The sequence below is a fragment of the Geodermatophilus sp. URMC 62 genome, from assembly GCF_052931475.1.
This window is the reverse complement of the sequence record NZ_JBRFHY010000001.1, coordinates 2,959,539-2,982,801: the sequence shown is the minus strand read 5'-3', so window position 1 is coordinate 2,982,801 and position 23,263 is coordinate 2,959,539. Positions and strand designations below refer to the sequence as shown.

Here is a 23,263-nt window from a genome sequence, read left to right as displayed (position 1 = left end):
CGGACCGGCGCCGTGGACCCGCGGGGTGCGCTCCCCCATGGAGGAGGGACGGGGGTCAGTCCGGCTGCGGGAGCTGGCTGAACAGCGTGGCCATGTGCCCGGTGTCCATGTACTCGCGGACCGTCCGGATCAGCCCGTCGCGGACCTGGTAGACGTTCGCGTACCGGTTGCGGTACTCGGCGCCGGTGACGAACTCCCCCGTGCCGTCCAGCTCCACCACGATCCACTCGCCGTCCGTGGTGACGTGCGTGATCTCCAGGCGCGGGCTCCCGGCGGCGAACAGCCCGTCCACCATGCCGGGGAGGGTGGCGAGCACCGTCGCCCGGTCCATGGGCACGCCCCCACCGGGCAGGTCGAAGGACATGGTCGTATAGCTGAGGTCCTCGCCCAGGACGGAGGCGAAGGTGTCCCAGTCCCGCCGGCTCAGGGCCTCGTTGAAGGTGGTGACGACCTCGAGCGGCGTCGCGTTCCCGTCCGACATCACTGCACTCGCTTCCCGAGCCAGTCCAGGATCACCTGGAGGGCCTCTCCGTTGTTGAGCTCGAACATCATGCCGTGACCGTTGCCGAGGACGCCGTGGTCCTCCAGCCGCACCGCGTCGGCCTGGCAACCGGCCTGACGGAGGAACGCGAGCAGGTGGTCGTCGAACGAGCGGAAGGGAGAGTTGGGGGACGTCACCACGGCGATCGGGACCTGGGCCAGGTGCGCGAGCCGACGCGCCGGCTCCGCCTGCAGCGTGCGAGGAGGGCCGCCGGGAACCTCCTCCGACACCAGACGCAACTCCGCGGCATCCGCAGCGGGCGGATCGTAGGTCAGCGGTGCGCAGGCCAGTCCCCACGACAGGACGTTCCCCGTCGGGTGCGACGCGAACGGTGGGCCCACCGTCTCGATCGCGACCAGCGCCTCGACCAGCTCCGGGCGCGCGTCCGCCGCCAGGTAGCCGGCCGGGCCGCCGGCCGAGTGGCAGAACACGATCGCCGGTCCGATCCGGTCCAGCAGTGCCGCCAGGCGCTGCTGCTCGACGGCGTGCATCACGGCCCAGTCGGCCAGCATCGGGCCGAAGGAGGCCGTGACCTGCTGCACGCCGGGATCGTCGAGCGTCCGGCCGACCGGCCACTGGGTGTGCGTCGTCGCGTAGGCCTCCGGCGCGAAGATCGAGAGGAACCGCTCCGCCGTCAGAGCGGTGATCGTCGGTCCGAACACCGCCGGGTCGTGCGGCGAGCGCCCGTGGCCGGGCCGGTCCACCACGTAGACGGTGAACCCCTCCCCCACCAGCTGCTGGGCCCAGCCAGGGCGACCGTCGGGCGTGCCCAGGTAGTCGGTGGCCTGTCCACCCCCACCGTGCACGAGCACGACCGGGTGGGGCCGGGTCGTCGTGTCCGGAGAGAGCCGCTCGACGTACATCGACCCGACACTCGCCGTCCCCGTCGGCGTCCCGCGCAGCTCCCCTGCGATCCAGAAGCCGTCCCGCACGATCCGCTCCGGGGCGCTCACCCCGCGAACGCCGGGTGCGCGACCTCGCTGGAGCGCGGCCTCATCGCTCGCTGGCGGAGAGGGAAGGAGCGTCGACCAGTGACGGGGTCCGGCACGGCTGGCTGACCCGGAGGGCCTCCAAGGCGATCGCCGGGTCGGCTGCCGCCGCGCGCAGCGTCCCCAACGTCTGGTCCAGCTGGGTGCGGTCGGTGGAGTTGAAGACCAGCGTCTTGAAGTCGCTCGCGCGAGGGGATGCGTAGTCCAGGAACACCTGCCGCCGCTGGGCGGCGTACTCATCGAGCACCGCGTCGTCGACGGTCCCGGCCAGCACCGCCGCCACGGCCGGGGCCAGCACGTAGGAGTCGAACAACCCGCTGGTCAGCCCCAGCCCGCCGATCGGGTTGGTGATGTGGGCGGCGTCCCCGGCGAGGAGCAGCCGCCCGTGACGGAAGCTGCGCGCCGCCCGTTGGTGCATGGTGTAGGGCGAGTACTGGGTCATCGCGTAGTCGGCGCCGGCGGGCAGCAGCCTGTCGAAGAACTCCACGATCCGCGCCGGAACGGTCTCCGCCGGCAGCGCGCTGTCCTCGTGGTAGGTGATCCGCCACAGGTCCTCGGTGTCGATCCGGGCGACGATGCCGCCCATCACCGGGTCGACCACCATGTTGGAGTCGGCGTACCCGAGGCCGGCGAAGTCGTAGCGCACGTTCACGGCGACGAACCGCTCCGGCCAGGTCATCCCCTCGAAGCCCAGGTCGGCCATGGTGCGCAACGGACTGGCCGCACCCTCCGTGCCGATCACGTACTGCGCGCGGTACGTCGTGAGGTGCCCGCCGACGTAGGCGCTCACCCGGATACCGGCCTCGTCCTGCTCGAAGCCGGTGACGAGGGCGCCGAACACGACCTGGCAGTCCTCGTACTCCCGCAAGTGCTCCAGCGCTATGTCGGCCAGCCGGTCCTGGCCGAGGTGGACGTTGTACGGGAACGGCTCATGCCCCTCGAAGTGGCCCAGATCGAAGCGGATCGCCTCCTGGTTGGCGTAGTCCCAGAAGGCCAACTCGGTCGCGCGGACCCCGGCCTTCTCGACGTCGTCGAGCAGGCCCAGCTCGGCCAGGCCCGGGAGGACGCCGTTGTGGTAGACCATCGCGCGCGGCGAGCGGACGATGCCCGGCTCCCGCTCCAGCACCGTGACGGCGACGCCGCGCCGGGCCAGTCCCAGCGCCGTGACCAGACCGATCGGCCCCGCTCCTGCGACGATCACCTGCGGCTGCGGCACGGCCGCACCTCCCGTTCCTTCCGAGCGGCCACGCGACAGCGCGCGACCGGGTATGGGCCCGCTCTCCCCCGCTGCCGGCACCGGATCGGTCCCTGGCGGGATTGGACAAGGTTATGGCGGAGAGTGGCGCAGCACACGTGGGACGCCGATGCGGAGGCGTGCTCGGTGGAGCGCGCGGCCGGCCGTCGCGGGGGGCCGGCGGCGTCCCGGCACCGGCTCGACCGCCTAGACGACGGCTCGTACGGTCACCGCACATCGAGGCGCTCTGCGGACTGTCCTGGGTTCGGTCAGCACCTGCCGCGCACTTCCAGGACTGGAGACCGACCATGAGCGGCATGAGAGATCTCGACGGGGAGGTCGCGGTCGTCACCGGGGGCGCGTCCGGCATCGGGCTGGGCATCGCCGCCAGGTCCGCGCCGCGGGCATGCAGGTGGTGATCGCCGACGTCGAGGAGGGAGCCCTCCGGCGCGTGTCGTCGGAGCCGGGGGCGCTCGGGGTGCGGACCGACGTGCGCGACGCCGCCAGCGTGCAGGCACTCGCCGACGCCACCATCGCGGAGCACGGCGCCGTTCACGTGGTGGTGAACAACGCCGGGGTCGGGGCCATGGCCCCGATCGCGGACCTGAAGCCGTCCGACTGGGAGTGGATGCTGCAGGTCGACCTGTGGGGCGTGATCCACGGCGTCCACTCGTTCCTGCCCCTGCTCAGGAAGAACGCCGACGGCGGGCACATCGTGAACACCGCGTCGATCGGGGGCCTGGTGCCCGGGCCGGGCCTGGGCGCCCACGACGTCACCGAGTACGGGATCGTCGCCCTCACCGAGACGCTGGCGGTGGAACTGGCAGCGGAGGGCTCCCCGGCGGGCACCTCCGTGCTCCTTCCCGGGACCGTCCGGACCGGGATCGGGAACAGCACCCGCAACCGTCCGGCGGACGTCGGCGACGGGGCCGGTGGGCAGCGGAACGGGGACCTCCGCCGGAAGGCGGAGGTCCCCGTTCGGTGCAGGTCTGCGATCCGGTGACGGCCCGACGACGAGACAGTGGACGGAATGTCATCACCTGTCCCCCGGCACCGGGCGGGCACCGGCGGGTATCGGCGGATCACGGCGTCGCTGTTCGCTGCCGGAATGGCGACCTTCGCACTGCTGAACGGAGCCCAGGCCCTGCTCCCGGCCCTCACCGGCGCCTTCTCCGTCTCCACCGGCGAGAGCACCTGGGCGCAGTCGCTGACCACCGCGGGCCTGGGCGTCGCCCTCCTCGTCGCCGGGCCGGTGTCGGAGGTGCTCGGGCGGACCCGACTGATCCACCTCTCCATGGCCGCCTCGGCGCTGGTCGGGCTCACCTGCGCGGTGGCACCCACCTGGGAGGTGTTGCTGGGCCTCCGCCTGCTCCTGGGCGTCACCCTGGCGGGACTGCCGGCGGTCGCGACGGCATACCTGCGTGAGGAGCTCGCCGTCGAAGCCCACGCCCGTGCCGCTGGGCTCTACGTCGGCGGCACCGCTCTGGGTGGGATGACCGGCCGCCTCCTGAGCGGAGCCGTCGCGGAGGTCACGGACTGGCGCTGGGCGATGGCCTCCGTCGGCGCGCTCGCCGTCGCCTGCGCGATCGCGGTGCGCGTCCTGCTACCGCCGTCGCGCAACTTCGTCCGCACACCGGCGCGCCCGGCCCAGCTGGCCACCATGTTCCGCCGTGCGTGCGCCGACCGCGGGCTCCTGACCCTCTACGCCATCGGCGGCTGCTCCGTCGGGGCCTTCATCGCGGTCTACAACGCCATCGGTTTCCGCCTCACCAGCTCGCCGTACGACCTGAGCCTGGCTGCCGCGAGCCTGGTGTTCCTCGTCTATCCGGCGGGGACCCTCGGGTCGATCGTGGCCGGGCGCCTGGCCGACCGCTTCCCGCGCCGGAGCGTCGTGCTGATCTGCTGCCTGGCCACCCTCGCCGGCGTCGCGCTGACGCTCGCCGGCCCGCTGGCCCTCGTGGTCGCCGGCCTGGCGCTCATGACCGCCGGCTTCTTCGCCGTCCACGGGGTGGTCAGTGGCTGGGTCCCCACGGTGGCTCACGCCCGAGGGATCGCGACGGGTCACGCCGTCTCGCTCTACCTCTTCGCCTACTACGCCGGGTCCTCGGGGCTCGGCACGCTCGGCGGACTCGCCTGGGAGCTCGGCGCCTGGCCGGGCGTCGTCCTGCTCGCCGCTGGTCTGGTCGGGCTCAGCGGGCTGCTCGCGCTGCGCCTGGAGAAGGTGCCGTCCTCCGACGTGCCCCGCGGCTGACCGGTCAGTAGCAGCGCTCGAGCAGACCGACGATCTCCTCGGTGGTGACGGGCCGGTCGGTGGCGTCGAAGATCTCCAGGCCGATGCGGGTGGCGTCGGCGATGGAGGTGAGCTCGTCCCGCTCGACACCGACGTCGCGCAGCTTCATCGGGAGGTCGAGGCCACTGATGAACCGGTGGACCGCCTGCGCCGACGCCAGCGCCGCCTCCCGCGGGGAGTCGGGAGCGAAGGGGATGTCCAGCGCGGCCGCGATCTTGGCGACCCGCTGGGGCGAGATCTCCGCCATGAGCTCCATCGACGGCGGGAGCGTGATGCAGGAGGAGATCCCGTGGGCGACGTTCCACCTCGGCCCGAGCTGGTGGCTCAGCGCGTGGGACAGGACCAGTCCGGTGTTGAACCCGCCGTAGAGCGACAGCCAGGCCGCGCCCAGGCACGCCGTCCGGTGCTCCAGAGACGCGTCGTCCACCTCGCCGGTGGACAGCCACAGCTCGCGCGGTGTCGTCACCGTCATCTCCGGATCGTGGATGACCACTGCGGGCTGCAACCACGGGAGGATGACCGCCGCCTTGGTCTTCGTCGCCACGTCCAGCACACCGGCCGCCGGGGTGAACGCCCCGGCCGACAGGGTCGTGGGGACGGCGATGTGCAGGAAGCCCTGGGACCGGTCGTCCCCGAAGGCCCGCTCCGGCTGCAGCTTCCCGCCCTCCTTGGTCATTCCCGCCCGTTGACCAGCGACGCCACCGCCACCTGAGTGGAATCGATGACGGAGCCGCCCCCCAGGCCGACCACTGCGTCGGCCTCGAGCTTCTCCAGCTCGGCAGCGATCGACCGGACGCCTTCGGCCGGCGCGTGCTGACCCGCGTTGACCGCGACGCCCACGAAGCGGCTGCCCAGGGCCGAACGCATCCTCTCCAGGAGGGGCTGCGCACGAGCGACCTGGTCGTGGTGACCAGCACCCGACCCGCGTCCCTCGCGTCCATCTCCGCGCCGAGGACGTCCACGGCCCCTCGGCCGCTCACCACGGCCTCCAGGCGGGTGAGGTTGAACCGGGTGACGGCTCGTCCGACCGGTGTCGCACTCATCGGGGCCTCTCCGGAGATCGGGCCTCTCCGGAGCAGTGGGTGACGGGTGCGGGGCGAGGAATCCGAGCCGGGCCGACGACCCCTCGGGACCGCACAGCACAAAGGTTCGCTGATCGAACACATCATCGCCTAGCATGGCGCTCGTCACAATGCCGGCTGGCTAGGGAGCGCGATGGTGTCGTCGGTCCGGACGGAGCAGCAGGTCGTCGAGTTCGACACGGCCCTGGTCGAACCGAGGCTCCGCATCCCCCTGTGGGAAGAGTTCAACCGTCGCTGGCTGGCCAACGTGCGCTGCCGCACGCTGGCTCCGGGCGGACTGCAGACCCGGGTCCGTCGCGCGGAGATCGCGGACGTCAGCGTCTTCGAGTTCCAGGGACGGGGCCACATCGTCGAGCGCAGCCGCGAGCACGTGCTCGCCGGCAGCAACGAGCTGTACCTGGTCGTCCTGCTCAGAGGAGAGGGCCACGTGCTCCACGCAGACGGAGCCGACCGCCTCGGCGCGGGCGATGCGCTGGTCTACGACGCCGGTGTTCCTTCGGTGCTCAGCCTCCTCGGGGACTTCCACCAGGTCGCCCTGCGGATGGCCAAGGACGCCTTCGCGGACTCCGGAGACGCTCCACCTCTCGTCCCGAGGATCGTTCGGAGGTCCGAGGGCGGGCCGCTGGCCGAGCAGGTCCAGGCCGTCACGCGCATCGCCCAGGCAGCCCTGCGCAACCCGAACGAGCCCCAGGACGGGGCGGCCCGGCTGATCCACGAACTCCTGGGTCAGGTGTCCGGGTACGGGGCCGGCGCGATGGAGACGTACTGGCGGACCGCCGACGACTACATCCGCCGGAACCTGCACGACCCCGGGTTGGACGTCGCGCAGGTGGCACGCGCCGTCGGCCTGAGCAGTCGCCACCTGGCGCGCGTCTTCGCCGAGCACGACTCCACTGTCGCCCAGTACATCCTGCTCGCCCGGCTGGAGCGTGCGCGGAGCCTGTTGCTGGACACGTCGCACGCCGCCCGTCCGATCTCCGACATCAGCCGGTGGTCGGGCTTCCGGTCGGCATCGCAGTTCTCCCGGTCGTTCCGCCGCGTCTACGGCACGAGCGCGCGGGACGCCCGCCGGGCCCCGCAGCAGAGTGCCGCGTAGCCACGGGCGGCGCAGGGGCGACGGCGCCGATTTGACCGTACGGGACACGCGGGGTGAGCTTTCCTTGCGCCAGGGAGACATCCTGACCCGGCCCACCCGGCGGATGCCGATGATGCGCTCGACGCGCGATCACCACCCCTGGGCTCGGGACCGTCGAGCGCAGCTGACCGTGCGACCGACGACGACCATGCCAGCGAATGGAGCCTGGGAATGAGCAGCACGACAACGGGGTCGCCCGCCTTCACGCCCCTCCCCCCGCCGGAGCCGGAGCTGACCCCCGCGGAGGTCGTCGCGCGAGCGGAGGCGATGATCCCCATGCTCCGTGCGCAGCAGCAGGAGGCGGACGATCGCGGCCACTTCTCCGACGAGGTCCTGCAGGCGTTCCGGGACGCGGGCTTCTACCGGATGCTGCAGCCGAAGCTCTTCGGCGGGTACGAGTTCGACACCGAGACGTTCTTCGAGGTGGTCTACCGCATCGCCGCCGGGCACCCCGGCACGGCCTGGTGCTTCTGCCTGTCCGCCACGCACGTGGCGGTCGTCGCGTCCTACTTCGACGAGCAGGCCCAGTACGAGCTGCTCGGCGACGGCGAGTACCGGTCCCCGCACCGCGCGGTCCCCGGCGGCAGGCTCACTCCCGTCGCGGGCGGCTACCGCGCCAGCGGCACCTGGGCCTTCTCCTCCGGGATCCCCGTCTCGACGCACTTCATGGCGGACGGGTTCGTGTACGAGGAGGGGAGCGAGCAGCCCACCCGCGTGGTCACCTTCGTCGCCCGCAAGGAGGACGTCGAGGTGCTGCCCGACTGGGGTCACGGCGCGACCCTCGGCATGCAGGCCAGCGGATCGAACTCGGTGAAGATCAACGACCTGTTCATCCCCGAGCACTGGACGACCGACCACGACATCCTGTTCGGGAGCAAGATCGACTACTCCGAGGGAACCCCGGGCACCAGGCTCCACGGGAACCCCCGTTACCTCGGCCTCTTCGACCCGACGTACCACATGTCCTTCGCCGCGAACATGGCCGGCGCGGCGCGGGCCGCCGTCGAGCGGCTGGCCGAGATCCTGCCCAGCACCAAGCAGATCCTCGGTGCCGAGAAGATGGCCCAGGACCCGGACGCACTCCGGGCTCTCGGCAAGGGCGCGGGCCTCGCCGACGCCTCGCACGCGGTGATGGTCGAGTGCGCACGACGGATCGACAGGCTGCACGCCCGCTGGGCGGAGGACGGCCAGCCGATCACGCCGTCCGAACTCATCTCGCTGCACGCCCTCGCCCGCCGCGGTGCCCTCCTCGGCTGCGAGGCCGTCCAGCTGTGCTTCCAGTCGGCGGGGGCCCGTGCCTCGCTGAGCAAGGACCCCATGCAGCGGTACCTCCGCGATTCGGAGATGTACCTGATCCACGCCTCGAGCCAGCCCTTCGTCGACGCGGCGCGCGGAGCCGCGGAGTTCGGCGCGTTCACCGGCATGCTCGGCTGACCCCCACACCCGAACGGCTCGAGGAGACGCAGTGAGCACCCCTTTCAGCCCCCGGGAGCTGCACGCCACCGCCGGCGAGCCGCTCGTCCTGGCCCGACACGGCCACGTCTGGACCGGGCTCGAGTCGGTCTCGACCGACTCCGGCGCCGCTGTCCGTGGGCAGACCTATGTCGAGTACTGGATCCCGGCGGAACTGCAGCACCGGCTCCCGATCGTGATGGTCCACGGCGGCGGCGGTCAGGGGCTCGACTACCTGAGTGATCTGTCGGGCGGTGAGGGCTGGGCGCAGTGGTTCGTCCGGCGCGGATATGCGGTCTACGTCGTCGACCGTCCCGGCCACGGCCGCTCGCCAGCGGATCCGGACCTCCTGGGTGCGCCTGCGCCGGGCCTGCCCACTGCCATGGTGGAACGGCTGTTCAGCGCTCCCGAGCAGTTCGAGGACCGGTACCCCGGCGCCGACCTGCACTCGCAGTGGGTCGGCAGCGGACGTCCGGGCGACCCCACGTTCGACTCGTTCGTGGCCGCCATGGGCCCGATGCCCGCCGATTCCGCCCAGCACTACACCGACTGCCAGCGCGGCGGCGCCGAACTCCTCGATCTGATCGGCGAGGCGATCCTGGTCACCCACTCCGCCGGCGGCCCGGTCGGCTGGCTGGTCGCGGACGCCCGGCCGGGGCGGGTCAAGGCGATCGTCGCGGTGGAGCCGATCGGTCCCTCGTTCCAGGCGGCGCCCCCCGGCGCGCTGACCTGGGGTCTGACGGCCGTCCCGCTGACGTTCGACCCGCCGGTCTCCGCTCCCGAGGACCTGGGGCTGACCCCGACGACCCTGCCGCCGGGCATCCCGGCGGTCCTGCAGTCGGAACCCGCCCGCACGCTGCCGAAGCTGGCCGACGTCCCGGTCGCCGTCGTCACCGCCGAGGCGTCCTGGGCGAACGGCACCGACCCCGGGACAGTGGCGTTCCTCCAGCAGGCCGGCGTCGCCGCCGAGCACCTGCGACTGGCCGAGCACGGTGTGCACGGCAACGGGCACATGATGATGATGGAGCGCAACAACGCCGAGTCCGCTGCCGTCATCGAGGCGTGGCTCTCGTCGAAGGGCCTGACCGACTAGGAGTCTCCCCGGCGTCCAGGTGTCGTGGTCACCGGGACGAGGCCTCCGCGTAGGCGAGCGCCTCGTCCCGGGTCGCCCGCTGGGTGATCAGACGCCGGTACTTCACGATCTGGGTCGGCCGGTCCACCGTCAGCGTTCCGACGAGGCGTTCGCCGCGGCGGTAGAGAGCGAGCAGACCCCGCTCGTGGTGGTTCTCGACGACCAGGATCTCGTCCGCGCCGGGCACCTCACGAACTGGATCCGGCTGTCGTACCAGTCCGACCAGAAGTACGGCACCGTCGTGTAGGCCTTGGCCGACGCGGGATCGAGCGCATTGCGCGCCGCCAGTGCGCCCTGTTCGGCGGCGCTGGTCCCGTGCTCCAGGCGCATGCTCTGGTCGAACAGGTCGTTGACCCAGTGGGCGACGTCCCGGCCCGGGCAGGCGCTGCTGGCGCCGATCCGCCAGCTCATCGAGTCCGTCCACGACACCCTCAAAGGCCAGCTCGACCTCGAACTGCACGGCGGGCGCAGTCTGCTCGGCGTGAGCACCCGGGTGGCCCAGCGGCCCCTGGCGCTCACCGCCGCCATCTGGCACAACCGCGCCACCGGGCAGCCGGTCACCCGATCCCTGATCGCCTACGACCACTGACCGAGTTCGGACTCACTCGTCCAGGCCGGCTCGAACGGCTCGAAGCCGTGCAGCACCGGGCACCCGCCCGGGCCGTCGGTCGTGACCGTCAGTGACGGCTCCGTCCTGTCTGCTGCGTACGTGTCGGTCATCGCTCTGCCTGCTCGGGAGACGGCACCGGGGTCGGCGTCTCCCGCGGTGGTCCGGTCTGCGGCGCCACCGCTCCGGATCGTCCGACGTCCGTCGCGGTGGCGCCACAGTTCCCGGGTCAGCTCCGATGCGAGTCGGCCCTCGAGGCCGAGCTCACTCCCCGGTCCAGAGCGCGGTGAACTGCTCCTGGTAGTCGGGGAAGGCGACGTAGCCGGCCTCCGGGTCCGACGGCACGTTCTCCTCGGTGATCACCTGGTAGTTCACCGGGCTCGTCACCTCGGTGGCGAAGCTGTAGTCGAGCTCCTGCCCCGCTAGCGCCCGTGCGAGCTGGTCCATCGTGATCCAGGTGGTCATGCCGAGGTCAGCGGCCAGGCCGCCCAGCTGGTCGCCGGCGGCGATCTGCTGGTAGTTGATCGGGGTAGAGGCGAGGCCCATGCCCGGCACGTCGAGCCCGGCGACGTCCATGGCCGCCGGGAGGCCGATCTGCAGCTCGTCGATGGACGCGACGAAGGCCTCGGTGTCCGGGTTGGCCTGCAGGTCGCTGACCACCGTGCGGGAGGCGGTGCTCCCGACCTCGGTGATCGGGATGTCCACGACCCGCAGCTCGCAGTCCGGGCACTGCTCGGCGAGCTGCTCCTCCACGCCCTCCTGCATGAGGGGCGTGAACGCCAGCTCCGGAACGCGGTAGAACACGAGGTTGGTCGCCTCGCCGTTGGTCTCGGCCAGCACGGCCGAGGCGAGGACCTTGCCGTTGGCCTTCGCGCCGGCCTTCCCCGAGATGATCTGCGAGTCGTCGAACCCGAACTCCTCGCCGTTGACGATGGACGAGGGGATGAAGACCGCCCCCTGTTCCTGCAGGGCCTCGAGCTGGGGGGTGAACAGGGCCGGGTCGAGCGCCAGGTCGAAGACGGCGTCGGGCTTGCTCTCGACCACCGAGTTCATCGCGGCGTTGATCTCCTGCGGGCTCTGGCCCATCTCGACCCGTCGCAGCTCCACGCCGAGCACCTCGGCCGCCCTGGCCGCCTCCTCGTAGACCTGGGCCCCCACGGGGGTGCCGTTGTCCATGTAGACGACGACCGTTCCGGGCTCCGGCAGCTTCTCCAGCGGCTCGGTGATCGGGAACTCCGTCGGGGGCGACGTCAGCGGCTCGATCGTCTCCTGTGCCGCCGCCAGATCGACACCGCCCCCACCGCCGCCTCCACCACTACCGGAGTCGCTGTCCGAGGAGTCGCTGCTGCACCCGGCGACGAGGAGAACGGCGGCAGACGCCGCGAGCGCGGCCTGCCAGGGGGTACGAGTCTTCATGCGTCATACCTCATGCCTTCATAGCCGGACCACTCCGGCTGAGTGTCGTGACCGTACATTGGTGCGGCAGACGAACAGTGACCGATGTCACTGCGTTATTGACATGCAACCGTGCCGCCCCGGGCGGACGCTCTGCGCGGCCGTCGAGGCACCGGAGCCGCGCCAGTACTGCGTTTCCTCAGGTCTGTGTGGGTTGGGGCTTGCGGCGGAAGGTGGTGGCGCGGCGGATGGCGCCGGTGACCTTGGAGGTGCGTTCCCAGCGGGCCAGGCCGACGGCGATGAGCAGGGCCAGGCCGTTGAACAGCAGGTTGATCCAGTTGGGTGCGCCGACCAGTTGCAGGCCCTTGATGCCGACGGCCAGGACGTAGACGGCGACCACGGTGCCCCAGATGTTGAACCGGCCGCCGCGGAACTGGGTGGAGCCGAGGAACACCGCGGTCAGGGCCGGCAGCAGCAGGCTGGGGCCCAGGGAGGGGTCACCGACGTTGATCCGGGCGGTGAGCAGGATGCCGGCCAGGGAGGCCAGCACGCCGCCGGCCATCAACGAGCCGATCTGCAGGCGGGCGTTGTTGATCCCGGCCAGCCGGGCGCCGTCGGGGTTGTAGCCCACGGCGTACATGCGCCGGCCCATCGGGGTGCGCTCGGTCAGGTACCAGGCCACGATCGCCACGATCAGCAGCAGGTAGACCGGCAGGGTGATGCCGAAGATCTGGGTGAGGGCCAGCTTGCTGAACTCGGTGCCCAGCCCCAGGACCTGCTGGGAGTTCGACAGCCAGGCGATGGCCGCCGACAGGATCGAGCTCATGCCCAGGGTGGCGATGAAGGAGTCGATCTTCACCTTGGTGATGATCAGGCCCGAGACCAGCCCCACCGCCGCACCGACCAGCAGGGTCACGACGACGGTGACCGGCACCGACAGCCCCGCTTGGGACAGCAGCACCGCGGCCAGGATCCCGCCCAGCCCGACCTCGGCGCCGACCGCGAGGTTGAACGCCCCGGTCAGCAGCGGGATCAGCGCCGCCAGCCCGGCCAGGGCGGTGATCGCCTCGGCGTCGAGCAGGCTGCGCCAGGTGCCGGCGGCCAGGAACGAGTCCGGCGTCCACAACGCGAACACGAGGAACAGCAGCACGAAGATGTAGACCGCGCTCATGTTGCGGAACGACAGCGCCCGCAGCAGCGGCGACCGGCCCGCGCCGGGGTCGGCCGAGGCCGCCACCGCCGAGGCCGGGGAGGCAGCCGGATCGACATCGCTCTGCGCCGGCGCGACCGCCGTGGAACCAGGAGCATTCGAAGGGGTGGACACGTTTCTCCCTGAGGTCATGACGGTGCAGAGACGGCGGCCGCGGCGTGGACCTCGGCCATCAACTTGTTCTCGGTGAGATCCGGGCCGGACAGCTCGGCGGCCAGCCGGCCCTCGCGCAGCACCAGCACCCGGTCGCACAGGCGCAGCAGCTCGTTGTCATCGGAGGAACACACCAGCACCGCCATGCCGTCGGCGGCGGCGGCCTCGACCGCCTCGTAGATGCCGACCTTCGCGCCGATGTCCACCCCCTGGGTGGGCTCTTCCAGCAGCAGGACCTTGGGCTGGTTGCGCAGCCACTTGGCCATCACGATCTTCTGCTGGTTCCCGCCGGAGAACAGCGAGAAGGTCTGCTCCGGGCGGGCCGGCACCACCTTGAACTCGGTGACCAGCCGGGCTGCCTCGGCGCGCTCGCGGCGCAGCTTCACCGCCCCCAGCCGGGACCGCAGCGAACCCATGTTGGGCAGCGTGATGTTCTCCCGGGCATTGAGCATCCGCACCGCCCCGAACCGCCCCCGGTCACCGGCGACGAACGCCAGGCCGGCGCGGATGCTGCCCGCCGGGGTCCGCTTGCGGTGCTCACGCCCGCCGATCTGGAACACCTCGGCGGTGGCGGGCACCGCGCCGAACAGCATGGCGGGCACCTCCTCCCGGCCCGACCCCAGCAGCCCGGCCACGCCGACCACCTCTCCCGGCCGCAGGTCCAGGTCGAAGTTCCGCACCGTCTGCCCCGTCAGGCCGCGCACCCGCAGCGCCGGCTCGCCACCGGTCCGCGCCGCGGTCCGCCGCTCACTGGCGGCATGCACCGACGCCCCGGTCAGCAGCTCCACCAGCCGGTCGTGGTCCAGCCGGTTCCGCGGCTCGTCGGCCACCAGCTTGCCGTTGCGCAGCACCACCACCCGATCGGCCAGCGCCAGCACCTCCTCCAGCCGGTGGGAGATGAAGATGACCCCCGCCCCATCAGCAGCCAGCCGGCGCACCGCGGAGAACAGCGTCTGCACCTCACTGGCGTGCAGCGCCTCGGTCGGCTCGTCGAGCACCAGCACGTTGCGCGCGTGCGTCCAGGAATCCAACGCCCGCGCGATCGCCACGATCGACCGCTGCGCCGCCGACAACGACGCCACCGGCACCGTCACGTCGAACGGCGCCCCGAACCGGCCCACCAGCTCCCGCGCCCGCGCCCGCTCCGCCCGCGACTTGTGCGGCGCCAGCGCCGCAGCACCGGCACCCTTGCCCAGGTTCAGGTTCTCCACCGCCGAGAACGGCGGGATCAACCCCAGATCCTGGTGGATGAAGTGCAACTCCGTGGCCTCACCACCCTCATCGGCCAGCGACACCGACCCACCATCGGACGAGTACACCCCGGCCAGGATCTTCACCAGGGTCGACTTCCCCGACCCGTTGTGCCCGATCACCGCCACGATCTCACCGGACCGCACACTCAGGGACACGTCGTCCAGGGCCACCAACCCCGGAAACACCTTCCGCAGACCACGCACCTCCAACAACGGCCTGCGATCGGCGATGCCGGTTGCTCCGGTCACCGGACCACCCACAGCCGCGGCGACGGCGCCCAGGGGTGCCGCCCGGCGCCAAGACCGGCAGCACTCGAGCTGTCACCGGACGAGTCGCGGCCACCGGCGATCGGCGGATCGGAGGCCTCGGCGATTGCCGCGAAGGCCGACCGCCAGGGATGGAGAGTCTTCACCAGGTCACCTCGGATGTAGAGACTGCACGGGCCGCGGTTTCGCGCACCGTACAGCGGTGCGTCCAGCGAACAGTGTGCTGCATCACGGGCCGCTTGTGAACCACTTCATGCCCGTCGTCCTCAGGGCGAGGACCGCGTGCCGCAGCGACCGCGGGTGCGGCACCGACCCGTACCGCACGACAGAGGGCGGCTGCCCTGGAAAGCACAGCCGCCCTCTGTCGCCGTTCTCGCCACCGCGACCGCCGCCGGCCGACGTCTTCGACGCCTGCCCGGCGTCGGTCACCGGGGCTGGTCACTCACTCGACCGTCCACAGCTCCGCGAACTTCTCCTTGTAGTCCGGGAAGGCGATGTACCCGGCGTTCGGGTCCGACGGGACGTTGTCCTTGGTGAAGACCTGGGCGATGGCCGCGGTCGGCTCGGCGAGGAAGCTGTAGTCCTGCTCCTGCCCCGCCAGTCCACGCGCCACGCGGTCCATGGAGAACCAGGCGAGCGTCTTGATGTCGGTGGCCAGGCTGGCCAACTGCTCCCCGGCGGCGATCTGCTGGAGGTTCACCGGAGTGGGCGAGAGGCCCACACCCGGCACGTCGAGCCCGGCGACCTCCATCGCGGCCGGCAGGCCGATCTGCAGCTCGTCGATCGAGGCGATGAAGGCCTGGGTGTCCGGGTTGGCCTGCAGGTCGCTCACCACCGTGCGCGAGGCGGTGCTCCCGACCTCGGTGATCGGGATGTCCACGACCCGCAGCTCGCAGTCCGGGCACTGCTCGGCCAGCCGCTCCTTCGCGCCCTGCAGCTCCAGCTCGGCGAACGGCAGCTCAGGAACGCGGTAGAAGACGAGCTCCGTAGCCTCCCCGTTGGTCTCGGCCAGGAGGGTCGAGGCCATGACCTTGCCGTTCTCCGTGGCCCCGGCCTTGCCGGACCCGATCTGCGAGTCGTCGAACCCGAACTCCTCGCCGTTGACGATCGAGTTGACGACGATGAACGCGCCCTGCTCCTGCAACGCCTCGAGCTGCGGAGTGAACAGCGCCGGGTCGAGCGCCACGTCGATGACGGCGTCCGGCTCGCTCTCCACCACCGTGTTCATCGCGGCGTTGATCTCCTGCGGACTCCGGCCGGTCTGCACGTGCTGCAACTCCACGCCCATCACCTCGGCCGCCTCCTGCAGCTGCTCGTAGAACTGCACGAGAGCGGGCGTGCCGATGTCCAGGAAGGCGACGGTCGTCCCGGCCGGCGGTCGCTCGGCGAGCGGCTCGGTGAGCGGGAACTCCTCCGCCGGCTTCGTCAGCGGTTCGATCGCCGCCTGCGCCGCTGCGAGGTCGACACCACTGCCACCGCCGGCACTGCCCGCGTCGTCCGAGGACTCGCTGCCGCAGGCGGCGGTCAGCAGCACGACAGCGGACGCCGCGATGGCCATCCGTCGAGGGGTACGAGTGATCAACTGGTCATCCTCACTGCGTCGATGCCAGGCCCACCACCCGGCCTGGCTATACCGTACAACCGTGCGCCCAGCGAACAGTGGCGCACATCACGGATGTTGTTGTGATTCAGGTCACGGCGCGGGCCGGACCATTCTGGCCAGGCTTTGGCAGGCGGGCCGTCGGCGCGTCGCTTCGCCGACGACCTGCGTGAGCACGTGATCCTCGGGCCGGTCGTCGTGGCCCCGGGCTACCGTCTGCCTGACCGTTTCGATCACCGGGAGGCCCCGTGGACACCAACTTCTACCGCGAAGTCATGGGTCACTACCCCACCGGCGTCGTCCTCGTCAGTGGCATGCGGAACGGCAAGCCCGTCGGCATGGTGGTCGGCACGTTCAGCTCCGTGTCCCTCGACCCACCCATGGTGTCGTTCATGCCGGCGAAGACCTCGACGTCCTATCCGAAGCTCCTCGAGGCGCCCGTGCTGTGCATCAACGTCCTCGCCTACGACCAGACCGACGTCTGCCGGGTGCTCGCGGGTTCGGACCCGGACAAGTTCGACAAAGTGGCGTGGTCGCTGTCCCCCGAAGGAGCACCCGTCCTCCACAACGCCGTGGCCACCATCCACTGCACCCGGGCCGAGCAGTTCGAGGCCGGCGACCACTGGATCACGCTGTGCCGGGTCACCACGATGGAGGTGACCCGCCCGGTCACCCCCCTGCTCTTCTTCCAGGGCGGCTACGGCGGCTTCTCCCCCCGCACCATGTCGGCCCGCGGCGACGCGGGACTGTTCGCGGCCCTGCGTCTGGCCGATGTGGCGCGGCCGCATCTGGACGAGTTGGCCACCCGCCTGCAGTGCCAGACCACGGCGCTGGTCGCCGTCGACGAGGACGCACTGACCATCGCGATCTCCGCCTACGGGGGGACGGCGGAGATGACCGAGCGCCTGGGAGAGCGGATCCCACTCATCCCGCCGATCGGCATGGCCTACGTCGCCGGCGCCGAGGAGCACGTGGTCGATCGTTGGCTGGCCAGGCTCCCGGACCGGGACGAGGTGCCGGCGTACCGGCAACGCCTGGACAGCGTGCTCGCTCGAGGTTTCGAGATCACCCTGGCCGGACCGGACGCCGACGAGATCGAACGACTCCGCGACTCACTGGCGGACTATGCCGCGGGCCGCCTCACCCCCGCCCGGCAGCGCGCCGTGAGCGCCGAACTGGGCCGGGCATCCTTCTTCCGCGAGGAGGTGCCCCTCGACGACGACGGCGCGACCCTCGACATCAGCTTCATCACCGCCCCGGTGCACAACCCGGAGGGCGACGTCTCGATGCTGGCGCAGCTCGGCCAGGTGCCGGGTTCGGCCTCGGCGGCCACCGTCAAGAGCTGGATCCGGCAACTGAAGGACACCGTCGCGAAGATCGAGCAGGAACTGGTCGACGGCACCGGCCGCAAGCGCCTCGAGGAGTACCGCAGCTGGTTCAGCCACTCCGGTACCGCCGATGTCAGCTCGCCCGCGGACACGAGGTCCGTGATCCGGAAGCCCGGCCCCGCCTGATCCGCCCAGGGCCTATGCGTGGACCCCGTGCCACTCCGGTTCGACGAGGCCGGTGCGCGCCGGTGGTCAGGTCTGTGTGGGTTGGGGCTTGCGGCGGAAGGTGGTGGCGCGGCGGATGGCGCCGGTGACCTTGGAGGTGCGTTCCCAGCGGGCCAGGCCGACGGCGATGAGCAGGGCCAGGCCGTTGAACAGCAGGTTGATCCAGTTGGGTGCGCCGACCAGTTGCAGGCCCTTGATGCCGACGGCCAGGACGTAGACGGCGACCACGGTGCCCCAGATGTTGAACCGGCCGCCGCGGAACTGGGTGGAGCCGAGGAACACCGCGGTCAGGGCCGGCAGCAGCAGGCTGGGGCCCAGGGAGGGGTCACCGACGTTGATCCGGGCGGTGAGCAGGATGCCGGCCAGGGAGGCCAGCACGCCGCCGGCCATCAACGAGCCGATCTGCAGGCGGGCGTTGTTGATCCCGGCCAGCCGGGCGCCGTCGGGGTTGTAGCCCACGGCGTACATGCGCCGGCCCATCGGGGTGCGCTCGGTCAGGTACCAGGCCACGATCGCCACGATCAGCAGCAGGTAGACCGGCAGGGTGATGCCGAAGATCTGGGTGAGGGCCAGCTTGCTGAACTCGGTGCCCAGCCCCAGGACCTGCTGGGAGTTCGACAGCCAGGCGATGGCCGCCGACAGGATCGAGCTCATGCCCAGGGTGGCGATGAAGGAGTCGATCTTCACCTTGGTGATGATCAGGCCCGAGACCAGCCCCACCGCCGCACCGACCAGCAGGGTCACGACGACGGTGACCGGCACCGACAGCCCCGCTTGGGACAGCAGCACCGCGGCCAGGATCCCGCCCAGCCCGACCTCGGCGCCGACCGCGAGGTTGAACGCCCCGGTCAGCAGCGGGATCAGCGCCGCCAGCCCGGCCAGGGCGGTGATCGCCTCGGCGTCGAGCAGGCTGCGCCAGGTGCCGGCGGCCAGGAACGAGTCCGGCGTCCACAACGCGAACACGAGGAACAGCAGCACGAAGATGTAGACCGCGCTCATGTTGCGGAACGACAGCGCCCGCAGCAGCGGCGACCGGCCCGCGCCGGGGTCGGCCGAGGCCGCCACCGCCGAGGCCGGGGAGGCAGCCGGATCGACATCGCTCTGCGCCGGCGCGACCGCCGTGGAACCAGGAGCATTCGAAGGGGTGGACACGTTTCTCCCTGAGGTCATGACGGTGCAGAGACGGCGGCCGCGGCGTGGACCTCGGCCATCAACTTGTTCTCGGTGAGATCCGGGCCGGACAGCTCGGCGGCCAGCCGGCCCTCGCGCAGCACCAGCACCCGGTCGCACAGGCGCAGCAGCTCGTTGTCATCGGAGGAACACACCAGCACCGCCATGCCGTCGGCGGCGGCGGCCTCGACCGCCTCGTAGATGCCGACCTTCGCGCCGATGTCCACCCCCTGGGTGGGCTCTTCCAGCAGCAGGACCTTGGGCTGGTTGCGCAGCCACTTGGCCATCACGATCTTCTGCTGGTTCCCGCCGGAGAACAGCGAGAAGGTCTGCTCCGGGCGGGCCGGCACCACCTTGAACTCGGTGACCAGCCGGGCTGCCTCGGCGCGCTCGCGGCGCAGCTTCACCGCCCCCAGCCGGGACCGCAGCGAACCCATGTTGGGCAGCGTGATGTTCTCCCGGGCATTGAGCATCCGCACCGCCCCGAACCGCCCCCGGTCACCGGCGACGAACGCCAGGCCGGCGCGGATGCTGCCCGCCGGGGTCCGCTTGCGGTGCTCACGCCCGCCGATCTGGAACACCTCGGCGGTGGCGGGCACCGCGCCGAACAGCATGGCGGGCACCTCCTCCCGGCCCGACCCCAGCAGCCCGGCCACGCCGACCACCTCTCCCGGCCGCAGGTCCAGGTCGAAGTTCCGCACCGTCTGCCCCGTCAGGCCGCGCACCCGCAGCGCCGGCTCGCCACCGGTCCGCGCCGCGGTCCGCCGCTCACTGGCGGCATGCACCGACGCCCCGGTCAGCAGCTCCACCAGCCGGTCGTGGTCCAGCCGGTTCCGCGGCTCGTCGGCCACCAGCTTGCCGTTGCGCAGCACCACCACCCGATCGGCCAGCGCCAGCACCTCCTCCAGCCGGTGGGAGATGAAGATGACCCCCGCCCCATCAGCAGCCAGCCGGCGCACCGCGGAGAACAGCGTCTGCACCTCACTGGCGTGCAGCGCCTCGGTCGGCTCGTCGAGCACCAGCACGTTGCGCGCGTGCGTCCAGGAATCCAACGCCCGCGCGATCGCCACGATCGACCGCTGCGCCGCCGACAACGACGCCACCGGCACCGTCACGTCGAACGGCGCCCCGAACCGGCCCACCAGCTCCCGCGCCCGCGCCCGCTCCGCCCGCGACTTGTGCGGCGCCAGCGCCGCAGCACCGGCACCCTTGCCCAGGTTCAGGTTCTCCACCGCCGAGAACGGCGGGATCAACCCCAGATCCTGGTGGATGAAGTGCAACTCCGTGGCCTCACCACCCTCATCGGCCAGCGACACCGACCCACCATCGGACGAGTACACCCCGGCCAGGATCTTCACCAGGGTCGACTTCCCCGACCCGTTGTGCCCGATCACCGCCACGATCTCACCGGACCGCACACTCAGGGACACGTCGTCCAGGGCCACCAACCCCGGAAACACCTTCCGCAGACCACGCACCTCCAACAACGGCGCACCCGCGCCCCGACCGCTCCCCTCGGTCACTGGCCCCCCCACAGCTGGGTGAACCGCTCCTTGTAGTCGGGGAAGGCCACGTAGCCGGCCTCGAAGTCCGAGGGCACGTTGTCCTTGGTGATCACCTGGGAGGTGACTGCGGTGGCCTCGCTCCAGAAGCTCTGGTCGTACTCCTGGTCCGCCAGTTCACGGGCCACCCGGTCCATCGTTGCCCAGGCGAGCATCGAGTAGTCGACCGTCAGCAGCCCCAGCTCCTGACCGTCGGCGACCTGCTGGAGGTTGAGCGGGGTGCCCCCGACACCCATGCCCGGCACATCGATGCCGGCGACGTCCATCGCAGCCGGCAACCCGATCTGCAGCTCGTCGATCGCCGCGAAGAAGGCCTCGGTGTCCGGGTGCGCCTGCAGGTCGCTCACGACCGTGCGGGCGGCGGTGCTCCCGACCTCGGTGATCGAGACGTCGACCACCCGGAGCTCGCAATCCGGGCACTGCTCCTCGACCTGCTCCTTCACGCCCTCCTGCACGATCGCCGAGAACGCCAGCTCCGGAACGTTGTAGAACGCGAGGTCGGTCGCCTCACCGTTCGTCTCGGCCAGCAGAGCCGAGCCGAGCATCTTGCCGTTCGCCTTGGCCCCGGCCGTGCCGTATGCGACCTGCTCGTCGTCCCCGCCGAACTCGTCGGCGTTGACGATCGACTCCATGATGAAGGGGATCCCCAGCTCCTCCAGCTCCTCGACCTGGTTGGCGAACAGCGCCGGGTCGATCGCCACGTCGATGACGGCGGCCGGCTTGCTCTCCACCACCGAGTTCAGCGCGGCGTTGATCTCCTGCGGGCTCTGGCCGGTCTGCACCCGCTGCAGCTCGATGCCGAGCACCTTCGCTGCCTCGCTCATGTCCGCGTACTCACGAGCGGCCACCGGCGTGCCGACGTCCAGGAACGCGACGACCGTCCCCGGCGCCGGCCGTTCCGAGAGCGGCTCGGTGAACGGGAAGTCCTCCTCCGCCGGGGGCCTCGTCAACGGCTCGATCGACTCCTGCGCGGCCGCCAGGTCGACAGCCGGTCCACCGCCGGTCCCGCCCGAGGTGTCGTCCGAGGGGTCACTACCACAGGCGGTGAGGAGCATGGAGGCCGCCACGGACGCCGCGATGGCCAGCTTCCAGGGGGTGCGAGTCGTCACAGGTCATCCTCGTGGGTCGCGCCGGATCTCACCGTCCGGTCGTTGCTTGAAGGTTTGAGGGCCCGTTCCGCGCGGGCAGTGACCACGGTCACCGCCCGCACGAGCGACACCGGACCGTGTCCTTCGCCCGGCCGCAAGGACGGGCGCACAGGCACGACCGGTGGCCGCACGCTCTCGGCCGACCCTGCGAGCCCGCATGCTCGTCGACCCAGGAACGGGCGGAGGTCCGGACCAGCAGCGATCAGGGCTGCCGATCCGGACCTCCTCCCGGTCGTCCTCCGCGACGTCAGCGCGCCACGACGGGCAGACCTCTCACTGACCGGTCCAGAGCGCGGTGAAGCGCTCCTGGTAGTCGTCGAAGGCGATGTAGCCGGCCTCGAAGTCCGACGGGACGTTGTCCTTGGTGATCACCTGGGCGGTCGCGGCGCTGGCCTCGGTCCAGAAGCTGTGGTCGTACTCCTGGCCGGCCAGCTCCCGCGCCACGCGGTCCATCGTGCCCCACGCGAGCATCGCGTAGTCGGCGACCAGAGCCCCCAACTCCTGCCCCTCGGCGATCTGCTGCAGGTTGATCGGCGTACCGCCCAGTCCCATGCCCTTCATGTCGAGCCCGGCGACGTCCATCGCCTGCGGCAGACCGATCTGCAGCTCGTCGACGCCGGCGATGAAGCCGTCGGTCTCCGGGTTGGCCTGCAGGTCGCTGACGATTGTGCGGGCGGCCGTGCTGCCGACCTCGGTGATCGAGATGTCGACCACCCGCAGCTCGCAGTCGGGGCACTGCTCGGCGATCTGGTCCTCCACGCCCTTCTGCTCCATGGCCGCGAAGGGGAGCTCGGGAACGTTGTAGTAGACGATGTTCGTCGCCTCGCCGTTGGTCTCGGCCAGCAGCGCCGAGGCCAGGATCTCGCCGTTCGCCGTGGACCCGGCCCGGCCGAACGCGGTCTGGTCGTCGTCGAGGCCGAAGTCGTCGGCGTTGACGATCGACTGGGCGATGAAGGGGATCCCCTGGTCCTGCAGCTCCTCGACCTGCGTGCTGAACAGCGCCGGGTCGATCGCGACGTCGATGACGGCGGCGGGCTTGCTCTCCACCACCGAGTTCATGGCGGCGTTGACCTCCTGCGGGCTCTGGCCGGCCTGCACCTTGCGCAGCTCGATGCCCAAGACCTCGGCCGCCGCGCTCATGTCCTCGAAGGTCCGGCCGGACACCGGGGTGCCGTTGTCCAGGTAGACGACGACCGTCCCTGGCTCCGGCAGCTCCTCGAGCGGCTCGGTGATCGGGAACTCCTCGGCCGGCTGGGTCAGCGGCTCGATCGTCGCCCGGGCGGCCTCCACGTCGACCCCCACTCCTCCGCTGCCGCCACCGCTGCTGCTGGAGGCGTCGTCGGACGAGTCGCTGCCACAGGCGGTCAGGAGAACGGAAGCCGCAGCGGTCGCTGCGATCGCCAGCTGCCACGAGTTTCGAGTCTTCACACGTCATCCCTCACAGGTCAGGGCCGAACCACCCGGTTCGGTCGTCGGGCCGAAGGCTCGCG

General features: G+C 71.1%; 20 protein-coding genes and 1 pseudogene. 7 read left to right on the top strand and 14 right to left on the bottom strand.

From position 1 onward, the window contains the following. Nucleotides 1–55: 55 nt before the first annotated feature. The 3 genes from ACU616_RS14510 to ACU616_RS14500 are packed head-to-tail and all read right to left on the bottom strand — an operon-like array spanning nt 56 to nt 2,746. A complete protein-coding gene (locus ACU616_RS14510; RefSeq protein WP_446759153.1) occupies nt 56–481 on the bottom strand; it encodes a nuclear transport factor 2 family protein in 426 nt (141 codons plus the stop codon). After that, on the bottom strand, nt 481–1,494 hold the full coding sequence (locus tag ACU616_RS14505) for an alpha/beta fold hydrolase (RefSeq protein ID WP_446759152.1): 1,014 nt from the start codon (nt 1,492–1,494) through the stop codon (nt 481–483). Before ACU616_RS14505 ends, ACU616_RS14510 begins: the two co-directional genes overlap by 1 nt. A gap of 40 nt (nt 1,495–1,534) precedes the next feature. After that, nucleotides 1,535–2,746, bottom strand: coding sequence for an FAD-dependent oxidoreductase (locus ACU616_RS14500; protein WP_446759151.1), 1,212 nt, complete (start codon nt 2,744–2,746; stop codon nt 1,535–1,537). Between the two features lie 265 nt (nt 2,747–3,011). Between ACU616_RS14500 and ACU616_RS14495 the strand changes: the two genes are divergently transcribed. Next, nucleotides 3,012–3,767 carry an SDR family NAD(P)-dependent oxidoreductase gene (locus tag ACU616_RS14495; protein WP_446761485.1) on the top strand — a complete coding sequence of 252 codons (756 nt, stop codon included), beginning with the start codon at nt 3,012–3,014 and terminating at the stop codon, nt 3,765–3,767. Nucleotides 3,768–3,794: 27 nt separating this feature from the next. Beyond that, nucleotides 3,795–5,015, top strand: coding sequence for an MFS transporter (locus ACU616_RS14490; RefSeq protein ID WP_446759150.1), 1,221 nt, complete (start codon nt 3,795–3,797; stop codon nt 5,013–5,015). A gap of 4 nt (nt 5,016–5,019) precedes the next feature. On the opposite strand, the gene ACU616_RS14485 is transcribed toward ACU616_RS14490, so the two are convergent. Next, nucleotides 5,020–5,730 carry a hypothetical protein gene (locus tag ACU616_RS14485; RefSeq protein ID WP_446759149.1) on the bottom strand — a complete coding sequence of 237 codons (711 nt, stop codon included), beginning with the start codon at nt 5,728–5,730 and terminating at the stop codon, nt 5,020–5,022. After that, the gene (locus tag ACU616_RS14480) at nt 5,727–6,233 is read right to left on the bottom strand and encodes an iron-containing alcohol dehydrogenase (RefSeq protein WP_446761484.1); all 507 of its coding nucleotides are present in this window, start codon (nt 6,231–6,233) and stop codon (nt 5,727–5,729) included. Before ACU616_RS14480 ends, ACU616_RS14485 begins: the two co-directional genes overlap by 4 nt. 36 nt (nt 6,234–6,269) lie before the next feature. Here ACU616_RS14480 and ACU616_RS14475 point away from each other — a divergent pair, with 36 nt between their 5' ends. From ACU616_RS14475 to ACU616_RS14465, 3 genes are all read left to right on the top strand, one after another. Further along, nucleotides 6,270–7,232, top strand: coding sequence for a helix-turn-helix domain-containing protein (locus ACU616_RS14475; RefSeq protein WP_446759148.1), 963 nt, complete (start codon nt 6,270–6,272; stop codon nt 7,230–7,232). Between the two features lie 210 nt (nt 7,233–7,442). Continuing rightward, complete coding sequence (locus ACU616_RS14470) at nt 7,443–8,705, top strand: hypothetical protein (protein WP_446759147.1); 1,263 nt, start codon at nt 7,443–7,445, stop codon at nt 8,703–8,705. A 31-nt stretch (nt 8,706–8,736) separates the two neighbouring features. Beyond that, a complete protein-coding gene (locus tag ACU616_RS14465; RefSeq protein ID WP_446759146.1) occupies nt 8,737–9,816 on the top strand; it encodes an alpha/beta hydrolase in 1,080 nt (359 codons plus the stop codon). 28 nt (nt 9,817–9,844) lie between these two features. On the opposite strand, the gene ACU616_RS14460 is transcribed toward ACU616_RS14465, so the two are convergent. Continuing rightward, nucleotides 9,845–10,042 (bottom strand): oxidoreductase C-terminal domain-containing protein, encoded by a 198-nt coding sequence (locus tag ACU616_RS14460; RefSeq protein WP_446759145.1) that lies wholly within the window; start codon nt 10,040–10,042, stop codon nt 9,845–9,847. Between the two features lie 180 nt (nt 10,043–10,222). Between ACU616_RS14460 and ACU616_RS14455 the strand changes: the two are divergent. Beyond that, nucleotides 10,223–10,444: pseudogene (locus ACU616_RS14455) on the top strand (IS982 family transposase); the annotation flags it as partial. A gap of 282 nt (nt 10,445–10,726) precedes the next feature. Here ACU616_RS14455 and ACU616_RS14450 read toward each other — a convergent pair. The 4 genes from ACU616_RS14450 to ACU616_RS14435 all read right to left on the bottom strand — a co-directional run bounded on the left by ACU616_RS14450 (nt 10,727) and on the right by ACU616_RS14435 (nt 16,298). Continuing rightward, nucleotides 10,727–11,878 carry a sugar ABC transporter substrate-binding protein gene (locus ACU616_RS14450; protein ID WP_446759144.1) on the bottom strand — a complete coding sequence of 384 codons (1,152 nt, stop codon included), beginning with the start codon at nt 11,876–11,878 and terminating at the stop codon, nt 10,727–10,729. A 178-nt stretch (nt 11,879–12,056) separates the two neighbouring features. Continuing rightward, the gene (locus ACU616_RS14445) at nt 12,057–13,181 is read right to left on the bottom strand and encodes an ABC transporter permease (protein WP_446759141.1); all 1,125 of its coding nucleotides are present in this window, start codon (nt 13,179–13,181) and stop codon (nt 12,057–12,059) included. 14 nt (nt 13,182–13,195) lie between these two features. Then, the gene (locus tag ACU616_RS14440; RefSeq protein ID WP_446759140.1) at nt 13,196–14,644 is read right to left on the bottom strand and encodes a sugar ABC transporter ATP-binding protein; all 1,449 of its coding nucleotides are present in this window, start codon (nt 14,642–14,644) and stop codon (nt 13,196–13,198) included. A gap of 538 nt (nt 14,645–15,182) precedes the next feature. Continuing rightward, nucleotides 15,183–16,298 (bottom strand): sugar ABC transporter substrate-binding protein, encoded by a 1,116-nt coding sequence (locus ACU616_RS14435; protein ID WP_446759143.1) that lies wholly within the window; start codon nt 16,296–16,298, stop codon nt 15,183–15,185. A gap of 290 nt (nt 16,299–16,588) precedes the next feature. On the opposite strand from ACU616_RS14435, the gene ACU616_RS14430 reads away from it, so the two are divergent. Beyond that, nucleotides 16,589–17,854, top strand: coding sequence for a flavin reductase (locus ACU616_RS14430; protein WP_446759142.1), 1,266 nt, complete (start codon nt 16,589–16,591; stop codon nt 17,852–17,854). A 66-nt stretch (nt 17,855–17,920) separates the two neighbouring features. Here ACU616_RS14430 and ACU616_RS14425 read toward each other — a convergent pair whose 3' ends face one another. The 4 genes from ACU616_RS14425 to ACU616_RS14410 form a co-directional block, all read right to left on the bottom strand. Then, the gene (locus tag ACU616_RS14425; RefSeq protein WP_446759141.1) at nt 17,921–19,045 is read right to left on the bottom strand and encodes an ABC transporter permease; all 1,125 of its coding nucleotides are present in this window, start codon (nt 19,043–19,045) and stop codon (nt 17,921–17,923) included. A 14-nt stretch (nt 19,046–19,059) separates the two neighbouring features. Next, complete coding sequence (locus tag ACU616_RS14420; RefSeq protein ID WP_446759140.1) at nt 19,060–20,508, bottom strand: sugar ABC transporter ATP-binding protein; 1,449 nt, start codon at nt 20,506–20,508, stop codon at nt 19,060–19,062. Between the two features lie 74 nt (nt 20,509–20,582). Then, a complete protein-coding gene (locus tag ACU616_RS14415; RefSeq protein WP_446759139.1) occupies nt 20,583–21,734 on the bottom strand; it encodes a sugar ABC transporter substrate-binding protein in 1,152 nt (383 codons plus the stop codon). 312 nt (nt 21,735–22,046) lie between these two features. Further along, nucleotides 22,047–23,201: a sugar ABC transporter substrate-binding protein gene (locus ACU616_RS14410; RefSeq protein WP_446759138.1), complete on the bottom strand. Its 1,155-nt coding sequence runs from the start codon at nt 23,199–23,201 to the stop codon at nt 22,047–22,049. Nucleotides 23,202–23,263 lie beyond the last annotated feature (62 nt).

What these genes read in the sequence shown, in the direction of transcription:
- ACU616_RS14510 (WP_446759153.1), bottom strand. Translation starts at nt 481, where the DNA reads ATGTCGGACGGGAACGCGACGCCGCTCGAGGTCGTCACCACCTTCAAC.
- ACU616_RS14490 (WP_446759150.1), top strand. Translation starts at nt 3,795, where the DNA reads ATGTCATCACCTGTCCCCCGGCACCGGGCGGGCACCGGCGGGTATCGG.
- ACU616_RS14485 (WP_446759149.1), bottom strand. Translation starts at nt 5,730, where the DNA reads ATGACCAAGGAGGGCGGGAAGCTGCAGCCGGAGCGGGCCTTCGGGGAC.
- ACU616_RS14480 (WP_446761484.1), bottom strand. Translation starts at nt 6,233, where the DNA reads ATGCTAGGCGATGATGTGTTCGATCAGCGAACCTTTGTGCTGTGCGGT.
- ACU616_RS14475 (WP_446759148.1), top strand. Translation starts at nt 6,270, where the DNA reads ATGGTGTCGTCGGTCCGGACGGAGCAGCAGGTCGTCGAGTTCGACACG.
- ACU616_RS14470 (WP_446759147.1), top strand. Translation starts at nt 7,443, where the DNA reads ATGAGCAGCACGACAACGGGGTCGCCCGCCTTCACGCCCCTCCCCCCG.
- ACU616_RS14450 (WP_446759144.1), bottom strand. Translation starts at nt 11,878, where the DNA reads ATGAAGACTCGTACCCCCTGGCAGGCCGCGCTCGCGGCGTCTGCCGCC.
- ACU616_RS14435 (WP_446759143.1), bottom strand. Translation starts at nt 16,298, where the DNA reads ATGGCCATCGCGGCGTCCGCTGTCGTGCTGCTGACCGCCGCCTGCGGC.